This is a genomic window from Paenisporosarcina sp. P4_B8 (genome assembly GCF_056402175.1).
The window spans coordinates 87,322-113,785 of record NZ_JBFUHX010000002.1; the positions used below are offsets into that span (position 1 = coordinate 87,322).

The window sequence follows — 26,464 nt, forward strand, 5'->3', positions numbered from 1 at the left end:
AATTTTAACACACAATTAATAAAAAGCCATTACAAAAACCTGCCCAAAAATGAGCAGGTTTCGTATAGCAAATAGAGGTTTTATCTCTATAAAAGGGAGTTGATTTAATGATTACTGGGCATCCATCTTAAATTCCAAGAACAACTCATTGTACCTACCGAGAGTTTCCAATCCCAGGTTTTTATAGACTTCCAAACGCTCCCGCATCTCTTTAGTTGGATAAAAACGCTCATCCCCTGTTACTTCAGGATCCATTAGTGGAATGGCATTTTCATTAGGTGTCGAGTATCCTACATAATCTGCATTTTGCGCAGCTACTTCTGGATCAAGCATGAAATTTATAAATTTATGAGCACCTTCTACGTTCGCTGCCGTTTTCGGAATAACCATATTATCAAACCATAAGTTTGATCCTTCTTTAGGAACAGCATAGTCAATATCTTCATTAACATACATAATGTCAGCAGCCTGTCCTGACCACACCAGAGCTACAGCTGCTTCACTGCGTCGCATCGTTTCCACAATTTCATCACCAAGAATGGCTTTAATATTGGGAGATAGGGTTTTTAATTTATCCGTCGCTTCTTGAAGTTGGTGCTCATCTTTTGTATTGAGTGAATATCCCAAAGTATTCAAACCCATACCCATTACTTCACGTGCACCGTCAACTAAAATGACTTCCTGCTTTAAAGATGGATCCCACAGATCTTCCCAACTTTCAAATGTTTGACCATCCAACAGTTTTGGATTGAAGGCGATTCCAACTGTTCCCCAAAAATAAGGAATGGAATATTCATTGCCGGGATCAAAAGGTAAGTCAAGGAAGTAAGGGTCTATGTTTGATAAATTAGGTATTTTACTATGATCTATTGGAATTAATAAATCGCTTTCTTTCATTTTTTCAATCGTATATTCGGAAGGCATGGCCACATCATACGAAGTACCACCTTGTTCGATTTTTGTCATCATCGCTTCGTTCGATTCAAATGTTTCATAAACAACTGTGATACCTGTTTCTTTTTCAAATCGTTCGATGAGTTCAGGGTCAATATATTCTCCCCAGTTGAAAACGCTGATTGTATCGCTTCCAGCTCTTCCTGTTGATTTGTTCAGTTGGTTATTGACATAAAACAAAACTGTGCAAATGATGAGTATCGCTATAACTGCACGAATGATATCTTTCATTTAGGAACCCCCGTTCTAAGCGGGTTTTTTGTGCGATTCGTCACGAAGTAATAACCTAGTACCAATAGTAGTGTAACGATAAACAAAAGACCCGATAAAGCATTAATCGTTAATGTGATTCCTGCACGTGCCATGGAATATATTTCAACGGACAGGGTGGAAAAACCATTCCCCGTTACAAAGAAGGTCACGGCAAAATCATCAAGTGAATATGTCAGGGCCAAAAAGAATCCCGCAAATATCCCGGGTTTAATATATGGAATGATTACACGGCTCAATACATCACGTTTTGAAGCGCCTAGATCTAGTGCTGCGTCAATTAAAGTGCTGCTCATTTCCTGTAATTTTGGCAAGACCATAATGACCACTATTGGGACACTAAACGCGATATGTGATATCAATACCGAAGCAAAGCCCAATTTCACTCCGACCATTGTAAATAAGATCAAGAATGATGCCCCTATGATTACGTCAGGGCTGACAACCAGCACATTGTTAAGGGACAACAGTGCATTACGGGATTTACGGTTTTTTAAAAATATTATACCGATAGCACCGATTACCCCAATTGCAGTGGAAAGGAGTGCAGATAATAATGCAACAATAACCGTATTAATCAGAATCATGATGAGTCGTGTATCGGCAAAAACTGCCTTATAGTGTTCAAAGGTAAAGGATTTAAAACTTGACATGGTACCACCACTATTAAATGAGTAAAAGATCAAGTAAAAGATAGGCGTATACAAAATGACAAAAACAAGTGCTAAATAAACTTTTGATAATTTACTTGATCTGTCCATTTGAAAGCGCCCCCTTATCTTTTTGACCAGTTAAAATCATGATGATAACCATAAATAAAATCAAGAATACGGCAATGGTCGAACCCATTCCCCAATTTTGAGTCACTAAAAATTGTTGTTCGATCGCTGTGCCAAGCGTAATGACCTTGTTACCAGCAATCAGTCTGGTAATCATAAATAACGATAGGGAAGGAATAAATACAGCCTGAATTCCAGATTTCACACCATTGATTGTTAATGGGAAAATCACTTTCGTAAATGTTGTCCATGTAGATGAGCCTAGGTCGCGGGCGGCATCTATCAGCGTATGATTCATTTTATCGAGAGAGTTAAAAATTGGTAAAATCATGAATGGAATAAAAATATAGACTGAAACGAAAATGAAACTGAAATCAGTATAGAGAATTTGTTTTGTGCCAATCCCCAATGTGTCGAATAGTTTATTTATAGGACCAATTACACCAAAAATCCCAATAAAGGCATATGTTTTTAATAACAGATTAATCCATGAAGGAATAATGATAAGCAGTAACCATAATTGTTTATGTTTTGTTTTGGTCAACCAGTAAGCAGTGGGATATGCAATAACTAAAGTGAAAGCAGTAATAAGAAAAGCATACCAAAACGAGCTCAAGGTCATTTTCAAATATACAGAGGTAAAGAAATTCTGATAATTGACGAATGAAAAATTCCCATGTAAATCAAACAACGAAAAATAAACAACAAGTACAATTGGTGCAATGACAAAGAGCAGCATCCAGCCAATATAAGGAACTAAATAATAGGAACGATTTGTGTTATTTTGCATGGTGCTCTTCTCCATACGATTCTAGACGCTTGTCGAATTCTTCTTCTGTTTCGTTCAAACGCATGACATGAATCGCTTCCGGTTCAAAATCCAAGCCGATTTCTTCCCCTACTGCAGCCTTTTTAGTCGAATGGACGAGCCATTCGTTGCCTTCTTTATCGAAGGTGGATAATTCATAGTGAACTCCCCGGAATAATTGTGTGTCTACTTTAACGGTCATTTTTCCTCGATCAACAGTAGTAATTTCCAAGTCTTCCGGACGGATGACGATATCTACTTTCTCGTTCGACGACAAACCTTTGTCCGCACATTCAAATTCTTTTCCGCCAAATTGTACACGGTAATCGGAAATCATCACTCCTGGAACGATATTGGATTCTCCAATGAAATCTGCCACGAATCTGTTGATGGGTTCATCATAAATATCCATGGGTGTACCGCTTTGTTGAATGACTCCTGCGTTCATAACAAAAATTTCATCTGACATAGCCAAGGCTTCTTCCTGATCATGTGTAACAAATATAAAGGTCTTGCCGAGCCGCTGTTGCAATTCACGAAGTTCATATTGCATTTCCGTTCTCAACTTCAAATCAAGTGCAGACAATGGTTCGTCGAGTAAGATAACTTCCGGATCATTTACAATAGCGCGTGCGATTGCCACACGTTGTTTTTGTCCGCCAGACATTTCGACAATTTCACGGTTCTCATATCCTACTAAATTAACAAACTTAAGAGCTTCTAATACTCGACGATTAATCTCGTCTTTTTTTAACTTCTTGATACGTAATCCAAATGCCACATTCTCAAATACATTTAAGTGAGGGAAGAGGGCATAGTCTTGGAAAACAGTGTTGACTTGTCGTTCATTTGCAGGCACATGGTTGATTTTTTTGCCATTGAAATATATTTCGCCGCTGGTCGGTTCCATGAATCCGGCAATCAATCGCAATATCGTCGTTTTTCCACAGCCGGAAGGACCGAGTAATGTATAAAATTTTCCACGTTCAATCTCAAAGCTCACATTGTTTAACACAGGTGTCGCGCTGTCGTATGATTTTGTGACGTTGTCAAAGCGGATAATCGTAGTGTCTGTCATGATTGACCTCCTGATTTATAAGTAAGAATGTGTAACAACAATTAATATTTCTGATTCCCCGTTGTGGTGATTGGATAATTGATGATGATCTGAAGCTTCAAAGTATAGGGATTGTCCTTCTTTTGCGTAAAATTCATGCGATCCAAGAACGAGACGTATATTGCCTGTTAAGACATACATAAAAGTTTCTGATAAAGAAGGTTCGAATTGCTTATATTCCCCTTCTTCAAAAAATTTCACGAGAACCGGTTCCATTTCTTTGTCGTTTGATTCAGGGACAAGCCACCGAATTTGATACTTCTTGTCTTCATCGCAATAAACGGTTTGGTCTTCTTCCAAATACACAACGCGTTGATTTTTTTCATCATCAAAGAAATCTTTCGGTTTAGATCCGAGCACTTCCAGTAAAGTAAAAAGCGTTTCAATTGATGGGGAATTCAAATTTCGCTCCAGTTGTGAAATGTAGCCTTTACTCAAATCGGTACGTTCCCCTAATTCTTCCTGAGTTAACCTTTTCTTGATGCGCAAACTCTTAATTTTGTTTCCAATTTGCATAAAGAGATGCTCCTCGCAGGTGTGATTAATAGCAACCAATGTTTATGTAAGTTTACTATCACAATACTTTAAGTTTACTATAAACGTCTTTTATTATACAAAATCCACCAATTTTTTCAAGTCTATTTATAAAAAAACTTCCCATCATAAGATGAGAAGTGAATTAATGAGTTATCTGTATTGATCGCGTTTCCATTTTCTGAATTTCTTCCAAAGACCTTTTCCGCCTGTTGTAGCCAATAAGATTGCTGATAGTGAAATACCAGCCAAAGCGGTAATGAGTGAGATCCATTCGAAAAATGAGTAGCCAGGGACCTTCGACCAATCTGTTTTTCCTTTCCAATCTTCGATGACCAAATTCATTCCGTAAATACCGGAAACTACTGTAAAGACGGTAAGCATGAATAACAACATATTATGGCGTTTATTTGATTGATTTTCTTGGGCACGATAAAGCTCGTGCAATGTTTGTTTAACTTCTTCATATAAAGAATTCAAATGAAACGTATCACGGTATGTCCTGGTTAATTCTTTTCCTTCTGTACGTGCAGAAACTTCTCCGAAATAATACCTAGAAGAGAACTTTGATATCAGTTCAATCAACTCTTCCACATAATCTCCGTCCTGTTCCCACTGTATCTCACTATACTCAAATGACATACGCAACAACATGATTTTGTAAAAATAATGAAGTAGTAAATTATAGTGATGCGTTCCCATGAATTGGGATAGTGGTCTCGCCAGTTGTTCTCGTGATTTATTTGAAATCGTGATTTGGGCATGATCTGAAGTAACCGTATAAGAATCGGGTGCCCAACGGTCATGCACATGATTTTGTACGTAACGCTCGATATACTCGGCATTTGTACTCGACATGAAGGGACGCCCTTCCGGATTTTTTCCATCCAACTGACCCATTCGAAATAAGTGGTCCCCACTTATCGGATCTTCACCGTCCGCAATGAAAAAACCTGAAGAAAGCATTCGTTCATCTTCAAAGAAGGGAAGGCTTCCAAAGTATCCTGACCGTTTATCGTCATGAATGATGTAGGCTTTAAGGGAAGGACACAGGTAACTAAATACAAATTCATTTGTCGTGTTGAATTCACGATCCCCTTTTCGAATTGTAGCCCCTTTTTCTTCATCGAGCTTAGGTTCCAACACTCGAAAATGATTCATATAATCTAGCACTTCACATAATTCTTCTAGTTCGTTATTCATCTCTGTCCGAATGGTTATGAGACCTATGCCAAAAGGGCAGATCATGACATCAATACTGTTCACCAAAAAAGAAAACGATGTATCATGAACATCCAAATTGAACGATTCATTGATTTTCTTCGAGAATCGAAGAAAACCTTGTTGATCAGTGCGCTTTGGAAATAGTTTTCGTTCAAGAAACGGTAAAAAATATTGATCCAGTTCTTCATGTTTTACTTCAATACCTTCACCATAAAACCCATTCTGTAAGTCTTTTTGATTTAATGAAAAGAAGGTGAAATGGTTTTTTCGTAAATGATCCGCAAGATTTTCCCGCTCTTTTTCATGGAATGAAAATGGAAAAAGAAAAGACATGTAAGCCTGCTTCAAAGTTAGAGGATGTATTTTGGCAGTTGAATCCATTTTCAAGACCTCCACTATTTTTTCTTTCATATATATATGTTAACATGAAACACGGAAGGAGTGACGTTTATGGGAAGAACCATGATGTTATTTTTGGATCCTAAAGCAAGACAAAATAAAAAATCACAAAAACAAATTGAAGGCACCTTTCTATTGGTGAAAAACCGTGTTATTGCCAATGATGAAATCGTAGATTATTGCAATGATTGTTTTGAACCTTTGTCCTATCATGATGAATATGATGCTTGTTACTGCGAATCTTGCAATGCATGGAGAGAAGAAGCATGCACAGATCCAACTTGTGAATATTGTGAATTGCGACCTAAACGACCTTTAACATAAGGTTGCTGAGGGTCTTTTTTTTGACTAAACCTGTTGATACTTTGAATGAAAAACGCAGTGTGCATTTGCACCTAGCGCAAATATAGGATAACAACCGTATATGCTATAAAGAAAGAATGGAATCGGCTCTATTTCCGTGGACGGACTTGCAAGCCTCCTCACTCGTACTGTGTAAATACAATATAGTAGAAAATAGGTTAGTTGCTCCAAAATCACGAAAGTTGCTCCAAAGAGAGCGCACTTGCGCCAGGCAAGCCTATTAAGTGTGATGAATGAGATCACAAATTTCATATTTGTCGGCTCATGTTTCACATGCGGCAAGCACAAATATACGATAAAGAACAGGATAATTTTAGATCCTTAATTTAAGATAAAGATATTAAAGCAGACTGTAGACAAACAAAAAAATGAGTGAATATAACTGAATACTATTGAAAAAGAGCCTATGCAAGAAAATGTTGATTTCCATTACGGCGGACGCGTTTCGCGGGCACGGCTTCAGTCTCCTCGTCACTACGTTCCTGCGGGGTCTTCAGCTCGTGCTGTTCCCGCTGAAGTCGCCGCCTCCACTCCAATCAAAAGAAATTGCTTCTGTAAGCGTGTCTCTGCAAAATTTTAAAGTTGGAAGGTGGTTGGCTATTTCTGAAGACTCCTGCGGAAAAACGAAWCAAGCTAGACCCCACAGGCTCAGCTGTCATAGACAGCTGAGCCGAGGAGACTAGCGTTTCGTCCGCGGAAAGCGAAAGAAAAAGCCGGCCACAATCTTTTTCGATAGAGTGCAAAAAATAAGAACTCAATTTTTATACTTTTATATTAATTATTATTCTTTTGTCAACAAGCTGATTAAAGTTTTCTACTTTCTTCTTTGAATAGATTATCTCAAGGTGAACATACTAAGCATTCGTCACGAATTAGACGTAAAAAATTTTTCCTTTTGCTAGTTGAAAGCCGATAAATTGATTTGCAGCAGGGACTTTGTTATTCTTTAAAATGTGCTAATAACGAATACAATTCGTTAGCAGATAAATACTTCTTGGAGGTTTTCACATGACTGAACGTATGGTAGGTAAACAAGCACCCCATTTTACAATGGACGCAGTGCTAGCAGATAAGTCTTTCGGTAAAGTAAGCTTGGAAGAAAACATGAAGCAAGACAAATGGACAGTTTTGTTCTTTTATCCAATGGATTTCACTTTTGTATGTCCAACTGAAATCACAGCAATGTCAGACCGCTATGATGAATTTGAAGATTTAGACGCTGAAATTATCGGTGTTTCTACAGATACTATCCACACTCATTTAGCTTGGATTAACACAGCTCGTCAAGACAACGGCTTAGGCGAATTGAAATATCCATTGGCTGCAGACACTAACCATGTGGTATCACGTGAATATGGTGTATTGATTGAAGAAGAAGGTATTGCTCTTCGTGGATTATTCATCGTAAACCCTGAAGGTGAAATGCAATATCAAACAGTGTTCCACAATAACATTGGTCGCGACGTGGATGAAACTCTTCGCGTATTACAAGCTCTTCAAACTGGTGGTCTTTGCCCAGCAAACTGGCGTCCAGGACAAAAAACTCTTTAATTGATTGAATGGGGCTCATGAATTTTGCCTTTGTCAATACACTAGATTAATTAGACACCCACGATTCCCCACGCATACGATACGCAGTGGGGAATTTTTACATGTATCATTGAGGAGGAAATACAATGAAATTACGTTCACCAATGCCTGACTTAACAGGTGCTACTGCATGGCTCAATGGAAAAGTTGATAAAAAACAATTGATTGGCGACAAGCCAACACTTATTCATTTCTGGTCTGTAAGCTGTGGACTATGTAAAGAGGCAATGCCAGAAGTAAATGCTTTCCGTGATCAATATAAAGATGAATTGAATGTACTAGCAGTCCATATGCCACGTTCAGAGAAAGATATGGACCTAGCAGATATCAAGAAGAATGCTGCAGAACACGATATCAAACAACCAATTTTTGTCGACAGTGACATGAAATTAACCGATGCTTTTGATAATCAATATGTACCTGCATACTACGTATTTGATAAAGATGGTCAACTGCGTCATTTCCAAGCGGGTGGTAGTGGAATGAAAATGCTTGAAAAACGTGTCAACCGCGTGTTAGATGAAATGCGTAATTCTTAATCCATTTTAATTGAATAAAGAAGTGCTCAGTATAATCGAATTCAGGGATTTAAAGATCCTGGTAATTCTTTTATGTTGAGCACTTTTTTTTATTGGGAATGATGTCCTATTCCGAAAATTTGATAATGATAATCCGGACGATAAAAAAGAAAATTTAAAGTTTTGTAAAATATCAGTCAAAAGGGGGTAGTCATTTATTTCGGAATCCGATATATTAAATACTATGTCTTTCGAATTAGGGGGAAACAACTTGGGAATTTTCAAAAAATTGAAAGAGTATTACTGGCCAAATAAACATTTATTCTTTTGGTCCTTGTTCATGCTCTTGGTCACCTTGTTAATTACAGTTGCCTATCCAATCATCTTGCAACAAACCATTGACCGTGTAATTAAGGGGCAGGAATATGATTTGGCATGGAAACTTGCTGGGATTTTCATGGGTCTTATGATTATCAAAGGAATTGCCACGTACATTGGGCAATACACGGGGGATATGTTCGGAATTCGCTCGGTCTATGAATTGCGAAATGCGTTATATGCTAAATTGCAACGTTTGCCATTCTCGTATTACGATAATGCAAAAACGGGAGACTTGATGTCCCGACTGACAGCTGACGTAGAAGGATTCAGGTTCTTCTTATCGTTCGGATTCGTTGAGTTGTTCCGTTTGGTGTTTTTAGTATCCGTTTCGCTTTGCGTTATGTTTTATTATTCAGTTTCATTAACATTTGTGTCGATGGCTGCCATGCCTTTATTAGTTGTAGCAGTGCTACGATTCGATAAATTGGTGCATCCGGCTTTCAGGGACATCCGTAAATCATTCGGTAAATTAAATACGAATGTTCAAGAAAACATAAGCGGGATTCATACAGTGAAGTCACTTTCCCGTGAATCGTTCCAAATTAACAAATTTAACAATTCAAACGGCGACTATAAAGATCGATATTTATTTACAACTGAAATCTGGGCAAAGTACTTTCCTGTGATGGAATTCCTCGGAAATATCAGTGTGGTCTTCTTATTCGGCTACGGGGGCTTCCTAGTTATGGAAGGTCAATTAAGTGTTGGACGTTTAGTGGCATTCTACAGCTTATTGGGTTACATTATTTTTCCGATTATGAACTTAGGTTTCACGGTCAATCTTTTCTCTCAATCTAAAGCATCCGGAGAGCGTTTATTGGAAGTGCTGGAAGCACCCGAACCGATTACATCCAAAGAAAATGCAATCGATGGTTCAAGAATGAAAGGACATGTAGCGTTTGATAATGTCACACTTCAATATCGTGAAGAAGATCAATTAGCTCTTGAAGAAGTGAATTTGAAAGTGGAGGCTGGAAAACGGGTTGGGTTAATAGGTGCAACGGGTTCAGGCAAAACGAGTTTAACACAACTGTTAACGCGTTTTTACGAACCGACAACGGGAACAGTAAAAATTGATGGCATTGCTGTCGATGAATATTCACTTACCTCACTGCGCTCTAACATTGGCTTTGTTCTTCAAGAATCATTTTTATTTTCATCTTCGATTAAAGCCAATATTTCATATGGTCGTCCTGATGCAACGATGGATGAAATCATCGATGCAGCTAAACGTGCCAATGCCCATGATTTTATAATGGAGCTACCTGAAACCTATGACACGATGTTAGGGGAGCGGGGACTCGGTTTATCAGGCGGGCAAAAACAAAGAATTGCTATCGCTCGGGCATTATGCCAAAATCCTGCAATTTTAGTGCTAGATGATGCAACAAGTGCCGTAGATATGAAAACGGAACTTCACATTCAAAAGGCTATGGAAGAAGTGATGAAAGGTCGTACAACGTTTATTATTGCTCACAGGATTTCATCTGTGAAACATGCGGATGAGTTAATTGTATTTGAGCATGGGAAGATTGTTCAGAGAGGTACGCATGATCAATTGATAAAACAACAAGGTTTGTATAAACGGATTTATGAAATTCAATACAAAGACCAACTTGAAAATATTTATGCATAGAAAGGCGGAATCACAATGACTAAACAAATCAATCCTAGTGTATTAAAACGATTCCGCTACTCTTCGGATGATGTAATTGATGCACCGTTTAACTGGTCCCAACTCGCTCGACTCTTTACGTATGTGAAACCTTATGCAAAAACATTATTGCCAAAGGCTTTTATTGCTGTAACAATTACCACGCTGATTCGGCTTATCATCCCTATTCTGATAGGTGAGTATGCCATTGACCAAGCATTGGAAAACAAAGATGCTCAAATGCTATGGGTGGTGGTCAGTACTATTGCCGGATTATATATTGTCAACACTGTTGCGAATCGTTTCAGAATAAGGTGGATGAATGAACTCGGTCAAAATGTAATATACGATTTGCGTAAACATTTGTTTACGCATGTTCAATGGCTCTCGCATCGTTTCTTCGATCAACGTTCAGCCGGCTCAATACTCGTCAGAATAATGAACGATATAAACTCGCTGCAAGAGTTGTTTACAAATGGTGTTATCAATCTATTGATGGATTTACTACTTCTTATAGGGGTACTTATCATCCTGTTTACGCTCAGTCCACCACTTGCTTTAGCAGTTCTGGTCATCTTGCCCCTGATGTTTTTCATCTCAACGACGCTGCGTAAAAACATCCGTCGCTCATGGCAGGATGTGCGGATGAAACAAGCGAAAATCAATTCCCATCTGAATGAAAGCATTCAAGGAATGCGAATTACTCAATCATTCACACAGGAAAATGAAAACATGGCGTTCTTTAATGGAATTAATGAAGAAAGTTTTGAATCTTGGCGTGTAGCCACTAAAAAGAATTCTATGTTCCGACCGTTCGTGGAAATGACGAATGCCGTTGGTTCGGTTGTTCTGATTTTGTATGGTGCATATTTAATCCAAAATGACCAGCTTGACCTTGGTGCATTCGTCGCATTTGCCTTTTACCTCGGCATGTTCTGGGAGCCAATTTCACGTTTAGGGCAGATATATAACCAATTACTGATGGGGATGGCGTCCTCTGAACGAATTTTCGAATTCTTGGATGAGCAGCCTTTGGTACATGAAAAAGCAAATCCAACTAAAATTAATCAATTACAAGGTCATATCGAATTTGAAAATGTTCAATTCGGTTATGAAAAAGACCGTTTAGCTTTAAAAGGAATTTCTCTTGAAATGAAGGCAGGGGAGACGGTTGCCCTGGTTGGTCATACGGGATCTGGTAAAACAACAATTGCCAATCTGGTTTCACGTTTTTACGATCCAACTTCTGGTGTGGTGAAAATGGATGGAATGGATATCCGTGATTTATCACTGAGTGCATTGCGAGAACAAATCAGCATTGTGCTTCAGGAAACGTTTATTTTCTCAGGCTCCATCATGGATAATATTCGATTCGGTAATCCACAAGCTACGGATGAAGAAGTAATCAATGCAGCCGAAGCTGTTGGTGCAAACCGTTTCATCGAGCGTTTATCGAATGGGTATGATACCGAAGTGGAAGAGCGAGGAAATATTTTATCCGTTGGTGAACGACAATTGTTATCTTTTGCACGGGCACTTCTTGCAAATCCAAGAATTATCATTCTGGATGAGGCAACAGCTTCGATTGATACGGAAACAGAACTTCAAATTCAACAAGCGTTAAGAACGCTGTTGAAAAACCGGACAGCGATCATGATTGCTCATCGACTTTCTACCATCCGTGAAGCAAATCAGATTATTGTTTTGGAAAATGGACGTGTTTTGGAATCGGGGAATCATGATTCTTTAATGAAAGATCGTGGTCATTATCACCAGTTGGTGATGTCCCAATTTGGAGAAGCGTAAAAACATTTTGAGCGTCTATTAAAGTTGTGATACACTATGACCATTCGTTCCGCAACGGAGGTTGAAAGATGAAGAAAGAATTCGTAGTTATTGGGTTAGGTCGATTTGGTGGAAGTATAGTTCGTGAGCTGATTGAACAAGGTGCAGATGTTATGGCCATCGATAAGTTTGCAGATCGTGTCGATGAATTTGCATCAATCGCGACACAAGCTATTGTTGCAGATACGACAGATGAATCTGTCTTGAAATCACTTGGGATACGTAATTTTGAACATGTAATCGTTGCGATTGGAGAGGACATTCAATCCAGTATTTTAACAACGTTGATGTTGAAGGAAATTGGTGTCAATAAAATCACGGTAAAAGCTCAAAATGACTATCATGAAAAAGTATTACGTAAAATCGGTGCCGATCAAGTGGTCCATCCTGAACGCGATATGGGTATTCGAATTGCCAACAACATTATGACAAATAATGTACTTGATTATTTGGAGTTATCGGAAGAACATTCAATTATGGAGATAAAAGCAAATGAAATCTTGGCTGGCTCTACTTTAATTGATCTAGATATCCGTGCGAAATATGGAATAAATATTGTTGCGATTAAACGGGGAGCTAATATTCTCGTTTCTCCACAAGCAGATGAAGAAATCAAAATCAATGATGTACTGATCGTAATCGGTGCAGACGCAGATATTATCCGCTTTGAAAAGAAAGCAATGCATTAAAGAAAAGCGGAGAAGCCTGCGCTAGCTCGACTCCGGAGCTAGACATAACGAAAAGCGGAAGGCGCTGGAAGAAAATAGCCTTCTAAAACAAAAGCTGTGCCACTAACACATAATGTGTTGGTGGCACAGCTTTTTAAATAGTATTAAACTTCCATTATAATTGGTAGAATCATTGGACGACGTTTTGTTTTTTCGTATAAATACGGTCCTAATACATCGGTTATTTCATTTTTCAATTCTGACCAAGGGGTTGCCTTGGATTGAATTGTTTTTTGTAAATGGCGATTTAACATATGTTGTGCTTCATTGATCATTGCACCTGATTCACGCATGTAAACGAAACCACGAGAAATAATATCTGGACCAGAAACAATTTTCTGACGTTCTTGATCTGTGCTTACAACAACAATGACTAAGCCTTCTTCTGAAAGAATTCGGCGATCGCGTAAAACAATATTACCGATATCACCAATGCCGCTACCATCGATATAAACATCACCTGAAGGAATGCGACCAGCGACTGCTGCTTGGTTTTGGCTAAGTGCCAATACATCACCGTTTTCCATGATGAAAGTATTTTCCGGCTCCACGTCACAATCAACAGCAAGTTCCGTATGCATTTTCAACATACGATACTCACCATGAATCGGCATAAAGAATTTAGGTTTCATTAAACGTAACATCAATTTCTGTTCTTCTTGGGAACCATGACCTGAAGTGTGAATGTTATTCAATGAACCATGAATAACATCTGCTCCTGCACGGAACAATAAGTTGATTGTTCGATTGACGCTTGTACGATTACCAGGAATCGGTGAAGAAGAGAAAATTACCGTATCCGCTGGTTGAATTTGAATTTGTCGGTGTGTACCGTTTGCAATTCTCGATAACGCTGCCATCGGTTCACCTTGGCTACCTGTACATAAAATCATGACTTCATTCGCAGGTAAACGGTTCAATGATTGCGCATCGACGAATGTTTCTTTCGGTGCAGTAATATAGCCAAGTTCACGTCCGATTGTAATGGCGTTATCCATACTACGTCCAAAAACAGCAATTTTACGTCCGTGATGGACAGCCGCTTCCGTTACTTGTTGTAAGCGATGAATGTTTGACGCAAAAGTTGCGAAAATGATGCGACCATCAACTTTACGGAAAATTTCCGACAAGCTTTCGCCAACTTTACGCTCTGACATTGTGAAATTTGGTACTTCTGCATTTGTACTATCAGAAAGCAAACACAGCACGCCGTCTCGGCCAATTTCAGCCATTTTGGTTAAGTTAGCTGGTTCACCAACGGGTGTGAAATCGAATTTAAAATCTCCTGTATGTACAACATTGCCGGGTGGTGTTTTAACTACGATGCCGTATGCATCCGGAATACTGTGCGTTGTACGGAAGAAACTCACTGAAGTTTTTCTGAATTTAATCACGTCTTCTTCAGCGATTACATGCATTTTAGTTGTACGCAATAAACCATGTTCTTCTAATTTATTTCGCAGTAAACCTAGTGCAAGTTTGCCTCCGTAAACAGGGATATTTAATTGTTTCAGCAAATAGGGAATTCCACCGATGTGATCTTCGTGACCGTGTGTAATAAATAGACCTTTAATCTTGTCTACATTTTTCACAAGGTACGTGTAATCAGGAATAACATAATCAATCCCGAGTAAATCATCTTCAGGGAATTTAATACCTGCATCAATTAAAATTATTTCATCTTGGAATTGAACACCATAAGTGTTTTTACCGATTTCGCCCAGTCCGCCGAGTGCGAAAACCGCTGTTTGATCATTCTTAACAAATTTCATGTGGATTAAAGTTTCTCCACATTATAGTTTTCGCTAGCTTGTTCGTAAGATAAATGATTACCTTCTAGTAGCTGAACGAATTCGATATTATACTTGCGATCCTTTAAAGCGTAACGAACTTCACGTTCAGAGGATGCTTCGATATAAAGGCTTTTTGTGTTTTCGCGAACTGGCACTTCAAGCACGTTTTCTTGATAATAAACTTTGTAAATCATGTTTTGCTCTCCTTTTTCACGTTCAAAATAATTACATTCTCTTTATATTATCACGAGCGCCTTTTAAAATAAAGAAAAGCCCTACTATAAATAGCAGGGCAAAAAATTAAGCGATCGATTTTTTCCCGAGTATGCCGCCCAACCGTCTCAATAATTTCTTTTTTAGACGCTTTAACATGGCAAATCACTCCTTATACATCATTATACAGAAAATTGCAACTTTTGTAAAGGGTTCACGTCTTTAGTAGACTGGAGGACAAAAGAAAGGATGAAAGTATTGAAAAAAGTATTGTTTTTTGATATTGACGGAACCTTATATAATTCCGATAAAAAATTACCTATCAAAGCGAAAGAAGCAGTATTCGAAGCTCGAAAAAACGGGCATGAAGTTTTTATCGCTACTGGACGAGCACCTTTTATGATTCAGGATGTTCTAAAAGAATTAGAGATTGACTCGTACATATGTTTTAACGGTCAATATATTGTCTATAAAGGTGAAGTGGTGTCCAAAACACAAATTGATCTTGAACTACTCAAGTCGGTATCGGCCTACGCGGAAATCAAAAATCATCCCATGGTATATATGAATGCCGAAAAAATGATTGCCTCTAGTACATATCATCCTCATGTGGAAGAAAGCATCAGTACCCTGAAGTTTCCTCATCCTGCTTTCGAAAAAGATTTTTATCTTAATCAAAAAATTTATCAAGCGCTTTTATTTTGCTCTTTAGAAGAAGAAAAGGCATACAAAGAAAATTTCCCGCTTTTGAAATTTGTCAGATGGCATCGTGTATCCACGGATATTTTGCCAAAAGGGGCTTCAAAAGCCAACGCTGTATATTTTTTATGTGAAAAACTTCAAATCGCAGTTGAAGACACGATTGCTTTTGGAGACGGACTGAATGATATCGAAATGTTGGAGGCGGTAGGTTTTGGCGTTTGTATGGGGAATGGACATGAAGAAGCGTTGAAACGTGCTAAATATGTTACCACCCATGTTGACGAAGATGGTTTAGTAAATGCCATGAGATATTTAAAGCTTATTTAATTCAAATAGACAGCAAAAAGGTTCCCAAAATTTTTGGGAACCTTTATTATTTTCGTTCATAAGGAACAGCATCAGGGATTTCTTCAAATGGATTTTTCTTGTTTATGTGATCGAAAAACATAATCCCGTTCAAGTGATCCAACTCGTGTTGAAAAGCGATTGCTGGTAAACCCTTTAAACGCAGTTTGAATTCTTTTCCATCTGGATAAATACCTTTAGCGGTTATGCGTGCATATCTAGGAACATAACCTTCTATTGCACGGTCAACAGATAAACAACCTTCTCCAACAGTAATATACGTTTTTTCAACTGAGTGACTGATTATTTTTGGATTTATGGCAACTAGACTTAATTCATCGTCCGGTAAGTGAAGTGCAAACATACGCTTTGATACATTGACTTGGGGTGCAGCTATTCCGATTCCAGGACGCAAGTCATATCGTCCCACCATTTCCGAATCTTGACTGTTTTTCACATAGTCCAATAAGTCCTGTGCCAATTTGGCGTCTTCAGTGCATAGAGGGAAATCTACTTCCTGCGCTTTTTTTCGCAAAGTTGGATGTCCTTCGCGGATAATATCTTTCATTACAAACATCGTGGTCTTCCTTTCCTACTTTCAGTCTTTAATTAGTATAGCGAAGGTTAGCCCTTGTGCAAACGAAAATGACGAATTTAGTGAAGTTGAAATTTTTCACTTGAAGGTCTATAGTAAAAAAAGATTTGGGAGGTTATGAAATGAAAAAAATTGTAATTGGTACCGTTTTGACTACTTCACTATTACTCTCTGCATGTTCAATAGGAACATCTGTTGAGCAGCAATTATCCGATTCATTAACTAAAGTATATGAAGAAGAACAAGGATATCGTGACGCACAAGCAAAATTGGCTGAATTAGAAAAGAAAGAACAACTGACTTTTAACCAAACGATGGAACTTACTCAAGAACAGAAAGAAAAAGTCGGTGCAAAAGTTGAAGAAATGAAATTATCATTAACTGAAAGATTAACTCTATTAAAAGAAGAGAATGATTCGATTAAAGGCGCTCAAAAATCACTTTCTTCATTAGATAAAATAGTAGAAGAGGCAAAAGAAGATCAAATCAAATCTTCGGTATCTGAATTACAAGCTGCAATGGATGCGCGATATGAAGCACATGATGTTGTAAATGATGAATATCAAAAATTAACTGACTTACAAAGTGAGTTATATGAAATGCTAGCGAATGAAGAAACTCAACAAGAAGAACTTCAGGAACATGTAACGAAAGTCAATGTGCAAAACGAACTTGTTCAATCAGCGATTAATGCTTTCAATGATGCAACAAAACAAATAAATGAACAGAAAGAGTCTGTGTATGACTCATTACAAGAAGAAAAGTAAAACGACCTCGATTTGAGGTCGTTTTTTTGTGCGATGTAGAGGTTTACAGTCGATTCCTTTTTATAATACAGAGTTTTATTTGTACTAGTACAGATTTAAGGAATGTGAATAGTCCGTCATTGGTAAGCTCATATTTCACTAGAGTTTCCAATGATTGACCACGAAAATAAAGTTGAGTATACTAGGAAAGAATGAACATTGTATCACTCGATTTTTATACTTGCTTTAATACAGTTACTTAAGGAGAGGTGTTAACATGGCTGCAAAAAATGCCAAGCAATTAGGACCAGTAGAAACACTTCAAGCGATCGAAGAAAAATTTGAAATGTTTCAGATTTTGAATGAAGAAGGCGAAATTGTTAACAAAGACGCAGATCCAAATTTATCAAATGATGAATTAGTCGAGTTAATGCGCCGCATGGTGTATACACGTATTCTTGACCAACGTTCTATTTCTTTAAACAGACAAGGTCGTTTAGGTTTCTATGCACCAACAGCTGGGCAAGAAGCTTCTCAATTAGCTTCTCATTATGCTCTTGAAAAAGAAGATTTCATCCTACCAGGGTACCGCGATGTACCTCAAATGATCTGGCACGGATTGCCACTTTCACAAGCGTTCCTATTCTCAAGAGGACACTTCATGGGGAATCAGATTCCTGAAAACGTGAAAGTATTCCCACCACAAATCATTATTGGTGCTCAATTCATCCAAGCTGCAGGTGTTGCTCTTGGAATGCAAAAACGCGGGAAAAAATCAGTTGCTGTGACTTACACAGGTGACGGTGGTTCTTCGCAAGGTGACTTCTACGAAGGTATTAACTTTGCAGGTGCTTTCCGCTCTCCAGCTATTTTCATTGTTCAAAATAACCAATTTGCAATCTCTACTCCACGTGAATTGCAAACTGCTGCTAAAACAATCGCACAAAAAGGGATTGCAGCAGGTATTCCAAGTATCCTAGTTGATGGAATGGATCCATTGGCAGTTTATGTCGCAACACGCGACGCTCGTGAACGTGCAGTAAATGGTGAAGGCCCAACATTAATTGAAACATTATGTTACCGTTATGGACCACATACGATGGCTGGGGATGACCCGACACGTTACCGTACATCTGATACGGATTCAGAGTGGGAAAAGAAAGATCCATTAGTTCGATTCCGTGCTTATTTAGAAGCAAAAGATCTTTGGAATGAAGAAAAAGAAAATGAAGTGATCGAACAAGCTAAAGAAGAAATCAAAGATGCCATTAAAACAGCTGATGCTGCTCCAAAACAAAAAGTGACGGATCTAATGGAAATTATGTACGATCCAAACGTAGAAATGCCATATCACTTAAAAGAACAATATGAACTTTACAAAGAGAAGGAGTCGAAGTAACCGATGGCACAAATGACGATGATTCAAGCAATTACGGATGCACTCCGTACAGAGCTGAAGAATGATGAAAACGTCCTCGTCTTCGGTGAAGACGTTGGAAATAACGGCGGTGTATTCCGTGCAACTGAAGGTCTACAAAAAGAGTTCGGTGAAGACCGTGTATTTGATACACCACTTGCTGAATCAGGAATCGGTGGCTTAGCGGTTGGTCTTTCACTTGAAGGCTTCCGTCCAGTACCGGAAATCCAATTCTTCGGTTTCGTTTATGAAGTAATGGATTCAATCAGTGGTCAATTGGCTCGTATGCGTTTCCGCAGTGGAGGCAAATACAGTGCGCCGGTAACAATCCGTTCTCCATTTGGTGGAGGCGTTCATACTCCTGAAATGCATGCTGACAGCTTAGAGGGTCTAGTTGCTTCTCAACCTGGTTTGAAAGTAGTTATTCCATCTTCTCCTTACGATGCAAAAGGATTATTAATTTCTGCAATCCGTGATAATGACCCAGTTATTTTCTTGGAGCACATGAAATTATACCGTTCATTCCGTGAAGAAGTACCTGAAGAAGAATACACAATTCCTTTGGGTAAAGCGGAAGTAAAACGTGAAGGTACAGACTTAACAATTATTGCTTATGGTGCAATGGTACACGATAGCTTGAAAGCTGCAGAAGAACTTGAAAAAGAAAACTACTCAGTAGAAGTCATCGATTTACGTACTGTTCAACCTTTGGATATTGAAACAATCATTGCATCTGTTGAAAAAACAGGTCGTGCGGTTGTCGTTCAAGAAGCACAAAAACAAGCAGGTATTGCTGCTAACGTTGTAGCTGAAATTAACGAACGTGCAATCTTAAGTCTAGAAGCACCAGTATTACGAGTATTTGCACCTGATACAATCTTCCCATTCGCTCAAGCGGAATCAGTTTGGTTACCGAACTCGAAGGATATTGTACTAACAGCAAAAAAAGTACTTACATTCTAATAAGAAGTTCAAAAAGTCGGTACAAGTTAGCAAGTAGAGTTTCTTGACCGTCTTTTGGAATTGAAGATGATAGACACTCACAACTGAAAGGGTGAATTTTGTGGCATTTGAATTTCGATTACCGGATATCGGTGAAGGTATACACGAAGGCGAAATAGTGAAATGGTTTGTCAAAGCAGGCGACACCATTGGCGAAGATGATATTTTATGTGAAGTTCAAAACGATAAAGCAGTCGTTGAAATCCCTTCTCCTGTAGCAGGAAAAGTGGAAGAAGTGCTGATTGAAGAGAGTACAATAGCGACTGTAGGTCAAGTCTTGATTCGCATCGACGCACCTGGCTATGAAGATCTTCAGTTTAAAGGTGGTCACGAAGACGAACCGAAAGCAGAAGAGAAAACAGAAGCTCAAGTTCAAGCTACTGCTGAAGCTGGACAAGCTGTAGCTAAAGAAGCTACACCTGTAGCGAAAGATCAAGCTTCTGAAAAAGCATCTGCAGAACCAACGAAAGCTGCACCTAAGGCTGAGAAAGATCCAAATGGTCGTGTAATTGCAATGCCATCAGTACGTAAATTTGCACGAGATAACGATGTTGAAATTTCTAAAGTCAACGGTTCAGGTAAAAATGGTCGTGTGATGAAAGAAGATATCGAAGCATATATGAATGGTGGGCAAACTTCTGAAGCAACTCCACAAGATGAAGTTGTTGCAAATGAAGAAACAGTAAGCACTGAAAAAGCTGAAAAAGTTGCGAAACCTGCAGCTCCAGCTTTAGAAGGCGAATTCCCTGAAACTCGTGAGAAGATGTCAGGAATCCGTAAAGCAATTGCAAAAGCAATGGTTCACTCGAAACATACTGCTCCACACGTTACATTAATGGATGAAGTAGATGTAACTGAACTTGTTGCACATCGTAAGAAATTCAAAGATTTAGCGGCTGAGAAGAATGTGAAATTAACGTATTTACCATACGTAGTTAAAGCGTTGGTAAGCACATTGCGTGAATTCCCAGACTTCAATCGTTCACTTGATGACGAAGCTGGCGAAATCATTCAAAAACATTACTTCAATATCGGAATTGCAGCAGATACTGAAAAAGGCTTGTTAGTACCAGTCATCAAACATGCAGACCGTAAATCAGTATTTGCGATTTCAGATGAAATCAACTCACTTGCAGGTAAAGCTCGCGATGGAAAATTATCACCTTCTGAAATGAAAGGTGCTTCTTGTTCAATCACGAATATTGGCTCTGCTGGTGGACAATGGTTCACACCAGTTATCAATCATCCTGAAGTTGCAATTCTAGGAATTGGTCGTATTGCAGAGAAACCTGTCATAAAAAATGGTGAAATTGTAGCCGCTCCTGTGTTAGCATTATCATTGAGCTTTGATCATCGCATGATCGACGGTGCGACTGCTCAGCACGCATTAAATAACATTAAGCGTTTGCTTAGCAATCCAGAACTTTTATTAATGGAGGCGTAAAAACATGGTAGTAGGAGATTTCCCAATCGAAACAGATACGCTCGTCATCGGCTCAGGCCCTGGCGGATATGTTGCAGCCATCCGTGCTGCACAAACTGGTCAAAAAGTAACGATCGTTGAAAAAGAACACTTAGGCGGCGTTTGTTTAAACGTTGGTTGTATCCCATCTAAGGCGTTAATTTCAGTCGGTCATCGTTTTGAACAAGCAAAACATTCAGATGACATGGGTATTACGGCTTCTGAAGTAACAATAGACTTCTCTAAAGCGCAAGCTTTCAAAGACAGTGTCGTTAAGAAATTAACTGGTGGCGTTGAAGGTTTATTAAAAGGTAATAAAGTTGAAATCGTTCGCGGTGAAGCTTACTTTGTTGATACAAACACAGTTCGTGTAATGGACGAAAACTCAGCACAAACTTATAAATTCAAACATGCGATTATTGCAACTGGCTCACGCCCAGTTGAGATTCCATCATTCAAGTTCTCTAAACGTGTGTTAAGTTCAACAAGCGCTTTAGCTCTTGGAGAGATCCCTGGTAAATTAGTCGTTATCGGTGGCGGTTATATCGGAACTGAATTAGGAACTGCTTTTGCAAACCTAGGTTCTGAAGTAACAATCATTGAAGGTGGCGGCGATATTTTAGCTGGTTTCGAAAAACAAATGACTCAAATCGTTAAAAAAGGCTTGAAGAAAAAAGGTGTCAATGTTGTTGTAAAAGCATCAGCAAAAGGCGTTGAAGAATCAGATTCAGGCGTAACAGTTACGTACGAAGCAGGCGGAGAAGAGAAAAAAGTCGAAGCTGATTATGTATTGGTAACAGTTGGCCGTCGTCCAAACACGGATGAAATGGGTCTTGAAGAAATCGGCCTTAAAATGGGCGAACGCGGCTTGATCGAAGTTGACAAGCAAGTTCGTACAAACATCGAAAACATTTTTGCAATTGGAGACGTAGTTTCAGGACCTCAACTTGCACACAAAGCTTCTTATGAAGGTAAAGTGGCAGCTGAAGTTATCGCTGGGCAAACTTCTGTAGTGGATTATTTAGCAATCCCTGCTGTATGTTTCACAGATCCTGAACTTGCAACAGTTGGTTTAAATGAAGAACAAGCTAAAAAAGAAGGCTTTGAAGTAACGGCTGGGAAATTCCCATTCGGTGCTAACGGTCGTGCTTTGGCATTGAACGCAACAGACGGTTTCGTGAAACTTGTTTCCCGTAAATCTGATGGTTTGTTGTTAGGTGCTCAAATCGTAGGTCAGGGCGCTTCTGATATGATTGCTGAACTTGGTTTGGCAATTGAAGCGGGTATGACGGTAGAAGACATTGCTATGACTATTCATGCACATCCAACATTGGGCGAAATCTCAATGGAAGCTGCTGAAGTAGTAATGGGTCATCCAATTCATATCATTACGAAATAAGGTAATACTAGAGTCGTACAGGGCAACCTGTACGGCTTTTTTTGTCGTTTATGGAAAGATAGTGGGAAAACATGCTAAAATTACAATCGAAAGGGTCACGGTGATACAGCATGAAATACACAAAATTAATGAGTATGAGTTTATTAGTATTAATGTTGGCAGCATGTGGGGACGAAGAAACGAAGACACCTACCTCAGCGCCTACACAACAGGAAGTCGATGAAGAAGTTGGAGAAGTTGAAGAAGATAAAGGTAATGAAGAAGTTAATGAAGCAAATGAAGCAGAAGTTTCTGAGGAAGAAACTGCACCAGCAGAACCGCTCTATACATTGAATGAAGCCAATTGGTCGTTCAAACCAATTGCTAATGCGCCTTCCAAAGTTGTACTTTTGACCATTGATGACGCCCCAGACAAGCGTTCACTTAAAATGGCAAAAACATTAAAATCTTTGAATGCACCTGCCATTTTCTTTGTGAATGGACACTTTTTGGATAGTGATGAAGAAAAGGCGGTATTAAAAGAAATACATAACATGGGCTTTGCTATTGGAAATCATACGCAAACGCATGCAGATTTGAAAAAACTCACTGAAGAAGAACAGCGTGCAGAAATCATGCAAGTAAGTGAAACTATCGAAGCTATTATCGGGGAGAAACCTAAGTTCTTCAGGGCCCCATTCGGATCAAACACTGATTTCAGTAAAGCTTTGGTAAAAGAACAAGGCATGCTTTTGATGAATTGGACATACGGCTACGACTGGGAATCAAAATATCAGGATGCCAATGCTTTGAAAGATATAATGGTCAACTCGGAGTATTTGACGAACGGTGCGAACTTATTAATGCACGACCGAGTATGGACCGCCGAGGCCCTTGGTGGGATTGTGGAAGGTTTACGTGCAAAAGGATACGGCATGATTGATCCTGCGACAATTCAAGGTGTAACAGGGCAATAATGACCTACAAATAAGAAAAGGCTGAGCGCTCCTATTCAGAGGAGTCTCAGCCTTGTTGCATTAATAGAAAGCTTTATGTTCTTTAATGACACGAATCAACTTCAATTCGTCGTCTTCAGGACCTTGAACTGGTAAGCCCGCTTCGATATTCATATGAATATAGGCGATATTATCTTCCGTAATAATTTCCCCAGGAATGAAAATAGGAATACCAGGTGGATATACCATAATAAATTCAGCGGAAATACGTCCTACAGATTCTGCAAACGGTACAACTTCAGTTGTTGCATAAAATGCATCTCGAGGCGTCATGGCTAAACGTGGAATATCTGGCATGGTTACAAAAGCTTCCACGATTTCAGCTTCATCTTCGAATGATTGGGACATGCGCTGAAGAGCATTGACGAGCAAGTTCAATTCTTTTTTGGAATCTGCAATCGTCACAATGCAGAGTATATTATATAAATCGGATAATTCAACTTCAATGTTTGCTTTCTCTCGCAACCATTCTTCGGCTTGATGACCTGTAATCCCTAAATTTTTGACACTGATTAATAATTTTGTAGGATCCATATCGTATGTTGCAGAAGTGCGTAAAATTTCTTCGCCCACACATCGTAAGTTTGGAATTTGATTGATTCGCTTACGTGTATCTTTTGCCAATCGAATGGTCGTTGTTAATAAGTCATGACCATGAATAGCTAATTGGCGTCTCGCAGTATCGAGAGAAGCCAAAATCGGATACGATGTAGAAGTTGTAGTTAGCATAGACAAAATGGATTGAACACGCTTAGGAGAAACTAAACCTTCCCGAACATTCAATACTGAGCTTTGTGTCATCGAACCTCCCAGTTTGTGAACGGAAGTAGCAGCCATATCCGCACCTGCAGCCATCGCTGAGACAGGTAAAGATTCATGGAAATGGATGTGGACACCATGTGCTTCATCCACCAATACCGGAATATTACGATTGTGGGATATTTCTACAATGCGTGCCAAATCAGCAGCAATGCCGAAATAAGTTGGGTTGATCACAAGTACAGCTTTTGCATCTGGATGAGCATCCAAAGCTTTTTCAACCGATTCAGCAGATATACCGTGTGAAATGCCAAGTTCTGGATCCACTTCTGGGTGGATGAATACTGGAATTGCACCTGCAAAGACAATTGCAGACATGATGGATTTGTGAACATTGCGTGGTACCAGAATTTTATCGCCAGGACCGACAACACTTAAAATCATTGTCATGATTGCACCACTGGTTCCTTGAACAGAGAAAAATGTAAAGTCGGCACCAAAAGCTTCGGAAGCTAATTCCTGAGCTTTTTTAATCGCACCTTTTGGTGAATGCAAATCATCAAGTGGAGCAATATTAATTAAGTCTATGGAAAGAATGTTATCGCCTACGAATTCACGAAAAGCAGGATCAACACCATTTCCTTTTTTATGACCGGGAATGTGAAATTGAATAGGATGTCGGTTGCGATGCTTCAGCAAGACATCAAATAAAGGGGTTTCTAACTGAGACAATGGTCGTACCACCTCAACTTTCTTAATGACAGCATCCAAGAAGTCCTGAACACCGATTGAAAATGAAAAACAAGTGAATTATAGCATTTAGAACTGCAGATGACCATAAATATTAGAGGAATTTCGACAATAAAATCGAATATAATACAATTAATTAATTAGGGGGAATTGAAAAATGAACTGGCAAACACGGATTACGGACTTATTACATATTAAATACCCAATCATTCAAGGTGGACTTGCCTACCTTGCCTATGCAGATTTGGCAGCAGCTGTTTCGAATGCTGGCGGCCTTGGTCAGATAACGGCAATGAGCCTGGAATCACCAGAGGCACTTAGAAAAGAAATACATAAAGTACGAACAATGACCGATCAGCCATTCGGTGTAAACTTTGCAATTGGTGAACAGGGACGGCCGTTTTCGCATATGCTTGAAGTTGCCATAGAGGAGAAGGTACCTGTCGTGTCAATGACTGGAGGGAATCCGACACCGATTTTTGATCAACTAAAGGGAACCGATATAAAAAAACTCGTGCTGGTTGCTGCTACAAGACAAGCACAAAAAGCAGAAGAACTCGGTGCTGATGCTGTAATGGTTGTGGGCCAGGAAGGTGGAGGGCATTTGGGCCGCGATGATGTTGGAACAATGGTGCTTGTACCGCGTGTTGTGGATGCTGTGTCCATTCCTGTCATCGCTTCAGGTGGAATAGGGGACGGCAGAGGTTTAATGGCAGCACTTGCTCTAGGAGCTGAAGGAATTGAAATGGGTACTCGGTTCATTGCGACCAAAGAATGCGTACATGCCTCAGATGTTTATAAGCAAGCATTAGTAGATAGTTCTGAAACTGGCACGACTGTTATCAAACGCTCGATAGGCGCACCTGCTCGCGCATTGATCAATCCGTGGACGGAAAAAATCCGTGAAATTGAAGCTGTGACTCCTACTTACGAGGCTTTAAAAGAGTATATTAGTGGCGAAGCAAACAAACAATATATTTATAAAGGTGATGCTTCACATGGTTTTGGTTGGGCTGGACAAGTATCCGGATTGATTGATGATGTCCCATCTGTGGAACAACTAATTTCTAGAATGATTTCACAAGCGGAAGACTTCCGCGTAAAATGGAATTAAAGAAAGGG

The 26,464-nt window shown here is 39.1% G+C and carries 24 protein-coding genes; 14 read left to right on the forward strand and 10 right to left on the reverse strand.

Annotated features, from left to right (window positions below):
* Window positions 1–111 precede the first annotated feature (111 nt).
* The 6 genes from AC1DSK_RS02485 to AC1DSK_RS02510 all read right to left on the reverse strand — a co-directional run bounded on the left by AC1DSK_RS02485 (window position 112) and on the right by AC1DSK_RS02510 (window position 6,067).
* Window positions 112–1,185, reverse strand: coding sequence for an ABC transporter substrate-binding protein (locus tag AC1DSK_RS02485; RefSeq protein ID WP_477546632.1), 1,074 nt, complete (start codon window positions 1,183–1,185; stop codon window positions 112–114).
* Entirely contained in the window at window positions 1,182–1,985 is an 804-nt protein-coding gene (locus AC1DSK_RS02490; RefSeq protein WP_477546631.1) for an ABC transporter permease, read from the reverse strand. Before AC1DSK_RS02490 ends, AC1DSK_RS02485 begins: the two co-directional genes overlap by 4 nt.
* Complete coding sequence (locus AC1DSK_RS02495) at window positions 1,969–2,793, reverse strand: ABC transporter permease (protein WP_477546630.1); 825 nt, start codon at window positions 2,791–2,793, stop codon at window positions 1,969–1,971. Before AC1DSK_RS02495 ends, AC1DSK_RS02490 begins: the two co-directional genes overlap by 17 nt.
* Window positions 2,783–3,889, reverse strand: coding sequence for an ABC transporter ATP-binding protein (locus AC1DSK_RS02500; protein WP_477532070.1), 1,107 nt, complete (start codon window positions 3,887–3,889; stop codon window positions 2,783–2,785). Before AC1DSK_RS02500 ends, AC1DSK_RS02495 begins: the two co-directional genes overlap by 11 nt.
* Window positions 3,890–3,904: 15 nt before the next feature.
* On the reverse strand, window positions 3,905–4,444 hold the full coding sequence (locus AC1DSK_RS02505; RefSeq protein WP_477546629.1) for a helix-turn-helix domain-containing protein: 540 nt from the start codon (window positions 4,442–4,444) through the stop codon (window positions 3,905–3,907).
* A 171-nt stretch (window positions 4,445–4,615) separates the two neighbouring features.
* Window positions 4,616–6,067, reverse strand: coding sequence for a magnesium transporter CorA family protein (locus tag AC1DSK_RS02510; RefSeq protein ID WP_477546628.1), 1,452 nt, complete (start codon window positions 6,065–6,067; stop codon window positions 4,616–4,618).
* A gap of 69 nt (window positions 6,068–6,136) precedes the next feature.
* Between AC1DSK_RS02510 and AC1DSK_RS02515 the strand changes: the two genes are divergently transcribed.
* The 6 genes from AC1DSK_RS02515 (at window position 6,137) to AC1DSK_RS02540 (ending at window position 13,125) form a co-directional block, all read left to right on the forward strand.
* The gene (locus tag AC1DSK_RS02515; RefSeq protein WP_016427842.1) at window positions 6,137–6,409 is read left to right on the forward strand and encodes a hypothetical protein; all 273 of its coding nucleotides are present in this window, start codon (window positions 6,137–6,139) and stop codon (window positions 6,407–6,409) included.
* Window positions 6,410–7,456: 1,047 nt separating this feature from the next.
* Window positions 7,457–7,999 (forward strand): peroxiredoxin, encoded by a 543-nt coding sequence (locus AC1DSK_RS02520; RefSeq protein ID WP_016427841.1) that lies wholly within the window; start codon window positions 7,457–7,459, stop codon window positions 7,997–7,999.
* A 125-nt stretch (window positions 8,000–8,124) separates the two neighbouring features.
* Entirely contained in the window at window positions 8,125–8,577 is a 453-nt protein-coding gene (locus AC1DSK_RS02525; protein ID WP_477546627.1) for a TlpA family protein disulfide reductase, read from the forward strand.
* Between the two features lie 250 nt (window positions 8,578–8,827).
* A complete protein-coding gene (locus AC1DSK_RS02530) occupies window positions 8,828–10,573 on the forward strand; it encodes an ABC transporter ATP-binding protein (protein WP_477546626.1) in 1,746 nt (581 codons plus the stop codon).
* A 15-nt stretch (window positions 10,574–10,588) separates the two neighbouring features.
* On the forward strand, window positions 10,589–12,397 hold the full coding sequence (locus AC1DSK_RS02535; protein ID WP_477546625.1) for an ABC transporter ATP-binding protein: 1,809 nt from the start codon (window positions 10,589–10,591) through the stop codon (window positions 12,395–12,397).
* Between the two features lie 68 nt (window positions 12,398–12,465).
* Window positions 12,466–13,125: a potassium channel family protein gene (locus AC1DSK_RS02540; RefSeq protein WP_477546624.1), complete on the forward strand. Its 660-nt coding sequence runs from the start codon at window positions 12,466–12,468 to the stop codon at window positions 13,123–13,125.
* 143 nt (window positions 13,126–13,268) lie between these two features.
* Here the strand turns inward: AC1DSK_RS02540 and rnjA are convergent, their stop codons facing one another.
* Together rnjA and AC1DSK_RS02550 are read right to left on the reverse strand one after the other, a co-directional pair.
* Window positions 13,269–14,936: a ribonuclease J1 gene (rnjA, locus tag AC1DSK_RS02545; RefSeq protein ID WP_016427836.1), complete on the reverse strand. Its 1,668-nt coding sequence runs from the start codon at window positions 14,934–14,936 to the stop codon at window positions 13,269–13,271.
* A 5-nt stretch (window positions 14,937–14,941) separates the two neighbouring features.
* Window positions 14,942–15,151: a DNA-dependent RNA polymerase subunit epsilon gene (locus tag AC1DSK_RS02550; RefSeq protein ID WP_477546623.1), complete on the reverse strand. Its 210-nt coding sequence runs from the start codon at window positions 15,149–15,151 to the stop codon at window positions 14,942–14,944.
* A gap of 277 nt (window positions 15,152–15,428) precedes the next feature.
* On the opposite strand from AC1DSK_RS02550, the gene AC1DSK_RS02555 reads away from it, so the two are divergent.
* Window positions 15,429–16,199, forward strand: coding sequence for a Cof-type HAD-IIB family hydrolase (locus tag AC1DSK_RS02555; protein WP_477546663.1), 771 nt, complete (start codon window positions 15,429–15,431; stop codon window positions 16,197–16,199).
* Between the two features lie 46 nt (window positions 16,200–16,245).
* On the opposite strand, the gene def is transcribed toward AC1DSK_RS02555, so the two are convergent.
* Window positions 16,246–16,794: a peptide deformylase gene (def, locus tag AC1DSK_RS02560; RefSeq protein WP_342541865.1), complete on the reverse strand. Its 549-nt coding sequence runs from the start codon at window positions 16,792–16,794 to the stop codon at window positions 16,246–16,248.
* Window positions 16,795–16,934: 140 nt separating this feature from the next.
* Here def and AC1DSK_RS02565 point away from each other — a divergent pair, with 140 nt between their 5' ends.
* The 6 genes from AC1DSK_RS02565 to AC1DSK_RS02590 all read left to right on the forward strand — a co-directional run bounded on the left by AC1DSK_RS02565 (window position 16,935) and on the right by AC1DSK_RS02590 (window position 23,794).
* The gene (locus AC1DSK_RS02565; RefSeq protein WP_477546622.1) at window positions 16,935–17,579 is read left to right on the forward strand and encodes a YkyA family protein; all 645 of its coding nucleotides are present in this window, start codon (window positions 16,935–16,937) and stop codon (window positions 17,577–17,579) included.
* Window positions 17,580–17,835: 256 nt separating this feature from the next.
* On the forward strand, window positions 17,836–18,957 hold the full coding sequence (gene pdhA, locus AC1DSK_RS02570; protein WP_477546621.1) for a pyruvate dehydrogenase (acetyl-transferring) E1 component subunit alpha: 1,122 nt from the start codon (window positions 17,836–17,838) through the stop codon (window positions 18,955–18,957).
* Between the two features lie 3 nt (window positions 18,958–18,960).
* Entirely contained in the window at window positions 18,961–19,938 is a 978-nt protein-coding gene (locus AC1DSK_RS02575; protein WP_477546620.1) for an alpha-ketoacid dehydrogenase subunit beta, read from the forward strand.
* A 100-nt stretch (window positions 19,939–20,038) separates the two neighbouring features.
* Window positions 20,039–21,421 carry a dihydrolipoamide acetyltransferase family protein gene (locus AC1DSK_RS02580; protein ID WP_477546619.1) on the forward strand — a complete coding sequence of 461 codons (1,383 nt, stop codon included), beginning with the start codon at window positions 20,039–20,041 and terminating at the stop codon, window positions 21,419–21,421.
* Between the two features lie 4 nt (window positions 21,422–21,425).
* The gene (lpdA, locus tag AC1DSK_RS02585) at window positions 21,426–22,838 is read left to right on the forward strand and encodes a dihydrolipoyl dehydrogenase (protein WP_477532527.1); all 1,413 of its coding nucleotides are present in this window, start codon (window positions 21,426–21,428) and stop codon (window positions 22,836–22,838) included.
* A 110-nt stretch (window positions 22,839–22,948) separates the two neighbouring features.
* Window positions 22,949–23,794, forward strand: coding sequence for a polysaccharide deacetylase family protein (locus tag AC1DSK_RS02590; RefSeq protein ID WP_477546618.1), 846 nt, complete (start codon window positions 22,949–22,951; stop codon window positions 23,792–23,794).
* Window positions 23,795–23,854: 60 nt separating this feature from the next.
* Here the strand turns inward: AC1DSK_RS02590 and AC1DSK_RS02595 are convergent, their stop codons facing one another.
* Window positions 23,855–25,324: an aminotransferase class I/II-fold pyridoxal phosphate-dependent enzyme gene (locus AC1DSK_RS02595; RefSeq protein WP_477546617.1), complete on the reverse strand. Its 1,470-nt coding sequence runs from the start codon at window positions 25,322–25,324 to the stop codon at window positions 23,855–23,857.
* 175 nt (window positions 25,325–25,499) lie between these two features.
* Between AC1DSK_RS02595 and AC1DSK_RS02600 the strand changes: the two genes are divergently transcribed.
* Window positions 25,500–26,456 carry an NAD(P)H-dependent flavin oxidoreductase gene (locus AC1DSK_RS02600; protein WP_477546616.1) on the forward strand — a complete coding sequence of 319 codons (957 nt, stop codon included), beginning with the start codon at window positions 25,500–25,502 and terminating at the stop codon, window positions 26,454–26,456.
* Window positions 26,457–26,464: the final 8 nt, after the last annotated feature.

Coding starts and splice junctions, on each gene's coding strand:
- AC1DSK_RS02485 (WP_477546632.1), bottom strand. CDS start 1,185: ATGAAAGATATCATTCGTGCAGTTATAGCGATACTCATCATTTGCACA.
- AC1DSK_RS02490 (WP_477546631.1), bottom strand. CDS start 1,985: ATGGACAGATCAAGTAAATTATCAAAAGTTTATTTAGCACTTGTTTTT.
- AC1DSK_RS02495 (WP_477546630.1), bottom strand. CDS start 2,793: ATGCAAAATAACACAAATCGTTCCTATTATTTAGTTCCTTATATTGGC.
- AC1DSK_RS02500 (WP_477532070.1), bottom strand. CDS start 3,889: ATGACAGACACTACGATTATCCGCTTTGACAACGTCACAAAATCATAC.
- AC1DSK_RS02505 (WP_477546629.1), bottom strand. CDS start 4,444: ATGCAAATTGGAAACAAAATTAAGAGTTTGCGCATCAAGAAAAGGTTA.
- AC1DSK_RS02510 (WP_477546628.1), bottom strand. CDS start 6,067: ATGGATTCAACTGCCAAAATACATCCTCTAACTTTGAAGCAGGCTTAC.
- AC1DSK_RS02515 (WP_016427842.1), top strand. CDS start 6,137: ATGGGAAGAACCATGATGTTATTTTTGGATCCTAAAGCAAGACAAAAT.
- AC1DSK_RS02520 (WP_016427841.1), top strand. CDS start 7,457: ATGACTGAACGTATGGTAGGTAAACAAGCACCCCATTTTACAATGGAC.
- AC1DSK_RS02525 (WP_477546627.1), top strand. CDS start 8,125: ATGAAATTACGTTCACCAATGCCTGACTTAACAGGTGCTACTGCATGG.
- AC1DSK_RS02535 (WP_477546625.1), top strand. CDS start 10,589: ATGACTAAACAAATCAATCCTAGTGTATTAAAACGATTCCGCTACTCT.
- AC1DSK_RS02540 (WP_477546624.1), top strand. CDS start 12,466: ATGAAGAAAGAATTCGTAGTTATTGGGTTAGGTCGATTTGGTGGAAGT.
- rnjA (WP_016427836.1), bottom strand. CDS start 14,936: ATGAAATTTGTTAAGAATGATCAAACAGCGGTTTTCGCACTCGGCGGA.
- AC1DSK_RS02550 (WP_477546623.1), bottom strand. CDS start 15,151: ATGATTTACAAAGTTTATTATCAAGAAAACGTGCTTGAAGTGCCAGTT.
- def (WP_342541865.1), bottom strand. CDS start 16,794: ATGTTTGTAATGAAAGATATTATCCGCGAAGGACATCCAACTTTGCGA.
- AC1DSK_RS02565 (WP_477546622.1), top strand. CDS start 16,935: ATGAAAAAAATTGTAATTGGTACCGTTTTGACTACTTCACTATTACTC.
- pdhA (WP_477546621.1), top strand. CDS start 17,836: ATGGCTGCAAAAAATGCCAAGCAATTAGGACCAGTAGAAACACTTCAA.
- AC1DSK_RS02575 (WP_477546620.1), top strand. CDS start 18,961: ATGGCACAAATGACGATGATTCAAGCAATTACGGATGCACTCCGTACA.
- lpdA (WP_477532527.1), top strand. CDS start 21,426: ATGGTAGTAGGAGATTTCCCAATCGAAACAGATACGCTCGTCATCGGC.
- AC1DSK_RS02590 (WP_477546618.1), top strand. CDS start 22,949: ATGAAATACACAAAATTAATGAGTATGAGTTTATTAGTATTAATGTTG.
- AC1DSK_RS02600 (WP_477546616.1), top strand. CDS start 25,500: ATGAACTGGCAAACACGGATTACGGACTTATTACATATTAAATACCCA.